The organism is Serinicoccus sp. CNJ-927 (assembly GCF_001942435.1).
GTDB lineage: Bacteria > Actinomycetota > Actinomycetes > Actinomycetales > Dermatophilaceae > Ornithinicoccus > Ornithinicoccus marinus.
Genome location: NZ_MKKF01000035.1, coordinates 1 through 6,940, shown reverse-complemented (window position 1 = coordinate 6,940; position 6,940 = coordinate 1). Strand labels below are relative to the sequence as shown.

3 protein-coding genes are annotated in these 6,940 nt (G+C 66.3%); all 3 read right to left on the bottom strand.

The features are described 5' to 3' along the window. Nucleotides 1–864: 864 nt before the first annotated feature. Nucleotides 865–2,226, bottom strand: a complete 1,362-nt coding sequence (locus BJF86_RS10995; protein WP_075818943.1) for an MGMT family protein — start codon at nucleotides 2,224–2,226, stop codon at nucleotides 865–867. Between the two features lie 4 nt (nucleotides 2,227–2,230). Next, nucleotides 2,231–4,762: a DEAD/DEAH box helicase family protein gene (locus BJF86_RS10990; RefSeq protein WP_075818941.1), complete on the bottom strand. Its 2,532-nt coding sequence runs from the start codon at nucleotides 4,760–4,762 to the stop codon at nucleotides 2,231–2,233. After that, on the bottom strand, nucleotides 4,755–6,940 hold a 2,186-nt coding region (locus tag BJF86_RS10985; RefSeq protein ID WP_237768184.1), incomplete at its 5' end, for a site-specific DNA-methyltransferase. The genes BJF86_RS10985 and BJF86_RS10990, both read right to left, overlap by 8 nt.

Genomic DNA, 6,940 nt, shown 5'->3' with positions numbered 1-6,940 from the left:
CGTGCTCATCGCGCACCCTCCTACAGGTGTCACGAAGACCGTACAGATGTTGCTTGATCCTCAGCCCGAAACCGGACACAAACGCTGACTCAACCCATCGGGCTGGGCTCGGGTGGTCCGTCGGGATTGGTCGGGGGTGAGTCCCTGGGCGGGGTTGCTCCGCTTTAGGTGGTGTCCGCAGGTTCTTTGTAGATCGAGGAAAGGTGCACTGTGATGCAGAAGCAGACGGTGAGACAGCTGGCGCGGGCGCGTGCTCGGGAGGCTCGTGCGAAGGTGGTCCAGGAGCAGGCGAAGCGAGAGCGGCGGCTGGCGAAATGGGGCGAGGCGGTGGCCGTGGCGCTGGCTGAGCGGGACGCGGTGGTGAGCGACTGCGAGCAGCGAGCAGGACGGGCGCTGCGGTCCTTGATCGAGGAGGAGGGGCTGAGTACACAGGAGGCGTTGGTGTGGTGCGGGGGCGGCACGCTGACGGGACGAGAGGTCTACCGGCTCATCCGGGGCGTCGCAGACGAAGGCGGTACCGGCGTGGTGGCGACCAAGGCGAGGAGCAGGGCGACGCTGGGGGCGGCGAGGACCAGGGCGAGGAGTCGCCTGAGGTTGCGCCGGCCTCGACGGGGCCGGCTGAGAGCATGCCGGGGTGAGTGCGGGGCGGTTGTCGGAGGCCGGCCTGGCGGCGGCGCTGGGCGACCTGGGTACGGTGAACCGTTGGCGGGAGAAGGTCGTGAGCGTCGACGGTTCAGAGTGCTGGTGGTGGACGGGCGCGATCAGTGGGGGCAGTCACGGGCGGTTCTACTTCGCACCGGGGCGCGTCATCATCTCCCACCGGTGCGCCTTCGGGTTGGTGCACTGGGCGCAGGTGTTAGGTGCTCACTCGGGTGGGTCCTCCGCCGCTGCAGCCAACTGCTCTCCCAAGAGTCGCTGCGCCGCGTTCGCACGGTCCCCGTCGAAATGGACGCCCTCGGACTGGAGGACCTCGCGCTGGGTCCGGGTGTCGCTCGGGTCGGTCCACCGGAAGCCGGCCCGGCTTTGTCCGGAAGCGTCGAGGATGCGCCACGCGTTCACGCAGTCCGGGCATGAGGCGACATGGCCCCCGAGGGGCATGGCAGCCGTTCCGATGACGGCCGCCAAGTCACCGTAGGTGGTCCATCGGCCGGCCGGTAGAGCATTGAGGATGGTGTGCAGGTCGGTCCAGTCGAACCCGCCACTGGGAGCCGATCCTGCGAGCTCGGTCAGAGTCATGCCTTCTTCGGTCACCCACCACATCGGGCCGTTGGCGCTACCGTCGATCTGTGCGGCTGCTGAGAGGATCTGCTTGACAATCGTCGTTGGACGGTACTGTTCCCCGTCGTATTCCCACCGCAGCGGCTTCGAGCTGTTCACCCAGGTCGCGCGGCCGCGACGTTCGTCCTCGGCCACCCACTCCTGGATCAGCTCCCGGGTCTCGGCGTCGTATTCCGTCTTCGGCTGGAGGGTAAGGGGCGTCCCGTCGGGGATCACCTTGTCGCGCACCAGGCGAACGACGGTCGACCGTTCCCGTTTGCGGGTCCGGCGAGCCTTCGCCTGTTCCGCCTCGGCCCGCTGGGGGGAGATAGTGAACTCCTCCACGTCGGGGACCGGGAAGAGCTGGGAGACGGTCACGATGACACCCTCGGTGGCGATCCGGTACGCCTGGACACGCTGCATGGTGATGTCCAGACCCATCTCGGTCAGCCATACGACAGTCGCGCTGGTGGGCGTGGTGAATGAACCAGCCACCAGGACGATCCGGGGCTGGCGCAGCTGGTCGGCGTCGAGCTCGCCGGCGTGGTCGAGCAGCGCGGCGCGTGCCTCGTCCTCGGACACGGCCTGCCCGCTTCGGGCGGACAGGAACCGTGCGTGGTAGGTCACCAGGTCGGCCTCGGTGAAGCGTGATGCCATCGCGGCGTACTTGACGGCCTGCATCTCCACCGTGTCCGGCGCTTGGTCGCGCTTGAGCTCGGCCAGCACTAAGCGGCCGTCGGCGTCCAGGCCCAGTACGTCCAGCCGGTCCCGCTGCCGGTCGCCGCGCGCGTCCTGCCACCGGTCGAACTCGAAGGCGACGACGATGACGTCAGGGCCGAGGATCTCCGGGCGGGCGATCACCCACTCCTGCAGATCCTGGCGTTCCTTCAGGCCAGCCTCGGCGAGGCTGACGGCCAGTAGGGGTACCGCCGCGCCGCCCTCGATGTTGTAGACGCGTTCACCGCTCACGAAATCACTTCCCGATCTCCCTGAGGTACTCCCAGCTGCCCTGGGCGTCGTCCACGTCCCGCTCTCCCAGCAGCAGGTAGTGCCACTCGACACCTTCGACGGCAGGTGAGGAGTTCACGACGTTCACCCACCGCCGGGCGGCCCGGCGCTTTGCGACGACCTCGGCGGCGTTCATGTCCCGGTCCGCCTTGGTCTCGACGAGCCAGCCGTGTCGCTTGCCGTCCACGCTCTCGATCACGACGAAGTCCGGGTTGTAACGTCGGCCCTCGGCGTTCCAGGTGATGGGGATGTCGTTCCGGTGCAGCCGGGCCCAGACTTCCACGGACCTGGCGGCGTCGACGGCCGCCGCTGCTTTGTACTCCGGCTGCGAGTCGAACCAGGCGTGGGAGTAGAGGTTCTTGGCCCACCCGTCGAAGGCGGTGGCGCGGTCGAAACCGGTGTCCGGGTGGCCCTCGTGCTGCCTCTTGGCCGCCGACCGCTCGCGGTCCAGACTAACCATGTCGACCTGGTCCTCGTAGGAGACCTGCGAGCTGCTTGCTTCCCGGACCGCATCCCTCACCCCGTCGGCCAGTCGCTGACCGCAGCGTTCGCCGAACGCCGACAGGGCGGTTGCCGCGTCGTCGCCCATGGCTGAGATGAGACGGTCCACGATGCGTTCAGCAGCACCGTGCTCGGTCGCGCGAGGCTTGACCCCGGGCACGTTCATCACCCGTTCCACGAGCATCTGGCGAGAGGCCGACAGCGGGATGTCGAGGGCGATCGTCGCGGCGATCTCGTCCTCGGCCTTGGCCACCCCGACCTCAACGGATCTGCCCTTGCGGGTAGCCACGATCTTCGTGCGCTTCAGGTCGTTGGACAACTCGGTGGACAGTGCCCTGCCGAGCCGGTCGAAACGGTCGTAGTCGTCCAGGTCGATGTCGTTGAGGCTGACATCGGCCTTCTGGGCCACTGACTGGACACGTGGAATCCGGACGTCTGGCCGGCCCTCCAACGGCCAGTACGTGATCAGAAGTGCCTTCTCGCCGACCTCGACCTCGGCCTCCCTCTTCCTCGTCTCCAGATCAGCGATGGCGTCAGGTCGGGCACCCTCGTCCTGCCCGGTCGTGGAGGCCTCGCCGTCCTCGCCCGTCCCAGGGGTCGTCGGTGCGTTCGACCCCTGGTCGTCCGGCTCGGGCAGAACCTCGCCTGAGACCTCGTCGTGCTTCGTCTCGACGGTCCTGCTGCCGTCGGGGCGGGTCCGGGTTTCGGCGTAGGTGTAGTAGTCGATGAACTGCTCGTTGAGGGCCTTACGCTTCCTGAGCAGGTCCTCGTACCTCTCGTGAGCAAGCACCTCGAGCGTGTCCAGGAACTCGATCCCGGTGTACGAGTCGAAGGGGAGTCGCAGACCGCGGCCCAAGGTCTGCTCCGTCAGGACGTCCGAGACCGACGGCCTCCACGAGGCCAGCACGTAGACGTTCTTGACGTCCCAGCCCTCCTTGAGCATCCCGACACTGAAGATGATTCGCACCGCGGAGTCCGGTTCGTCCACCGCCTCAAGGTCGGCCAGCGCCTTCTCCTTATCGTCGCCGGTGAGCTGGGAGTGGACGAGCAGGGTCTTGCCGGTCCAGGCGCCGCCGTCAAAGCCATTGGAGTCGAGGATGTCGCGCAACTCCTCGGCCTTCTCGATGCTTCCAGCCACGATCATCATCACCGGGTTCACCCGCGGCAGTTCGTTCTCGTCAGCGTAGCGATGCGCGAGATCCTCCTTCGCCCGCAGGAGATTTACGCCGTCGAGCAGTTTCGTCTCGTCGTCGTTGCGGTCGTCGCGACGACCAACGATGACCGGCGTCTTGACGAACTTGTCCGCGATCGCCGCAGCCAGCGGGTAGCGGTAGACGACGAGGTCCTCGTCGGCCTTTGCCGGGGTGGCCGTGAGCCCTACGACGACCTCTGGGTTGAGCTCGCGAATAGTGCGGCTGAAGGCGGGGCCGCGGTAGCAGTGGTGCTCGTCAGCGAAGATCACCAGGTCGTCGAGCTGGGAGAGCCAGTCGTAGAAGTTGGTGCCGAGACCCTCGACGAACGCGTGCGTCTCCCTGCCCTCGCCGGTTTTCGACGTCAGCGCCTGGACCGTGAAGACGTAAACCTTCGTCCGCCTGGGATCCGCCATAGCGGATCGGGTCGCAGGGCTGTTGAAGTTGTCGGCAGTGACGAGGTGCGGCTGGGACCTCATCGTCGTGGTCAGAGCCTTCCTGTCGCCGGGTGTGAAGTTCCTAATCGTCTTGTCCCGAATGGTCCGGCCGGGTGCGAGGATCAAAAAGTTCTTGGCCGGCGGGTCGGCCAGGGCTAAGTACTCGATCAGTCCCGCAAGGACATAGGTCTTCCCGACGCCGGTGGCGGAATCGACAATGCACTCGAACGCGTCCTCGTTGCGGTCGACGTCGTAGTGCAGGGACGTGCGCAGCAGCACGGTCTTGACGGCCTTGCGATTTGGCTCCCGCAGGTCGAGCCGCTCGCTGACGTCCTCCAGGAGGTCTTCGTCGATCCTGACGTCACCCATCGTTCTGTGCACCTTCCTCGGTGGTCTTCCCGGCGAACGGGCTGCGGGCCGCCTTCTTGCGGCGGTAGGAGTCGACGACGGCGGCCGGGATGCGCTGCAGTCGGGACCTGGGTCGCACGTCCTTGAGGTGCTGCTTCGCACCGTCGGCGATCTGGGTGGCCCAGATCTCGACGTTCTCGCCGTCGAGCAGCTGGTCGGTGATGGCGTCGATGGTCCCGGCGCCCACCATTCCGTCAACGACCGCGATGCGTAGGCGCCCGGACCTGCCGGCGAACACCCCGTCGGGCTCGTAACGGACACTGAGCTGAGCACACATCGCCTCGGTCAGCGCACCTTGCGTCGCCCAGTCGGCCAGCAGCACCATGCCGCCGACCTCGGTGAACATCGACGGACCGACCTCCAGGTGGGTGAACCCGCCCCCGCCGTGCCAGAGTCGGGTCACCTGGTCGCGAGTTCTCGTGGCCCTGGCCAGCTGTGACTTGGCCTGCTTGGTGACGTCCACCTGGCCGGCGTCCCCGAACTTCTTCAGCAGGCTCAGGAGCGTCTTCGTCTCGTCGTCGTCCAGCGGTCCGTCGCCTGCCTTCTTGGCGGCCCTGGCGAGCGAGGCTAGCTGCTTCGACATGTCGACGGTGAGCTCTACGTCGCCATCACCGATGACGCGGGTCAGGGTGGTGTTGAAGGCCTGGGCGTCCTTGGCCGAGACCTTGTCGGGCAGGACCGTGTCATCAGCGACGACCCGCTCAGTGACGGACGTGACACCGCCCTCGTCGTCACCCTCGACGGCCTTGCGGAGCCGCGGCTCGGTATACGTTTCGACGGTCTGAGGGATGAGCTCGGAAGTGATCCATCGTCGTCCCATCTTGTGCGCGACCGCCGCCGTGGTGCCTGACCCGGCATAGAAGTCGAGCACGATGTCTCCGGGCAAAGTAGCGATCTCGAGAATGCGGCTCAACAGACGTTCCGGCTTTGGCGTCGCGAAGGGATGCTCTCCGGGGAAAAGTGCCTTGATCTCCGACTTTGCTTCACGGTTGTGTCCCACCAGCTCGTTGCTCCACCAGGTTCCCGAGACCAGTCCCGTGCTCGGTACGTAAGACTTGCGGCCCAGTCCGCCCTCTCCGCCAGATCGCAAGATGATTCGCGGCCACGTGCCCTCGGCGTACCTAGCACGTGCGCGTTCAGCTGCGATCCCGAGGGGCTGGGCAAGCATGACTGCACGCACGTCACGACGTATCTCGGAGCGCGGTACGCCGCAGAGTTCAGCTCGACGCTCCTCGTCGCAGATGTCACGCAGCTCGTAATCCGCGTACTGGGACATCTCGGCGACTACCTGCGGTTGCTCGGTCCACCAGCAGCGTCCCCGTGCGGGGTAGTGCAACTCACCGGTGATCGGATGCTGGATCGCGTAGACCATGCCCTGGTGGGTTGCTGCTCCGGGCGCGGTGGGGTTGTCGTCGAACCACGGCTCAGGGTCGCCATCGGGAGAGGAGAAGCGCGCGTTTGTAGCGGCGGTGCGCGGCAGCCTGTTGGGAGTCCAGGCAGCGGAAGCCTGGTAGACGAGGATGGTGTCCTGGTCGATAGAAAGGCCCTTGGCGTCGGAACGTGGGGAGTCGGCCTTCTGCCACACGACCTCCGCGACAAAGTTCTCGATGCCCAGTTCCTCGTCCATAACGAGTCGACACCGGTGCACCTCCACGTCGTCCAGGTGAACCCAGACCGAGGCGTCGGGAGCGAGGAGCGGCTGGAGCTGACGGAGGCGGTCGCGCAGCATCGTGAGCCAGATTGAGTGCTCGATGTTGTCGTCGTAGTTCGTGAACGCCTGGCCAGTGTTGAACGGCGGGTCGATGTAGACCAGCTTGACCATGCCGAGGTAATTCTCGGCGTACTCCGGGATCTTCGCCAGGGAATCGAGGACGTGCATGGCATCGCCGGTGATGAGCAGGTTGTCGGTGGTCGGGGCCGGGAGGTCCACGGGGCGGTCAGGCGGTGTCTCTACGTCGAAACGCTCGACCTCGCGCAGGAGCCTCACCTCTGCGACACGCCGGTCGGCCGGGTCGACGAACGCGTAGTCGTACTTGCCGTGGTCAAGTCCGGTGGAGTGGTGTACGAGTGTGATCCCTCGTTGAGGGGTTAGGTGGTCAGGGCGGGGACGAGGGTGGTGGCCACCTCCTGGGTCGGCTC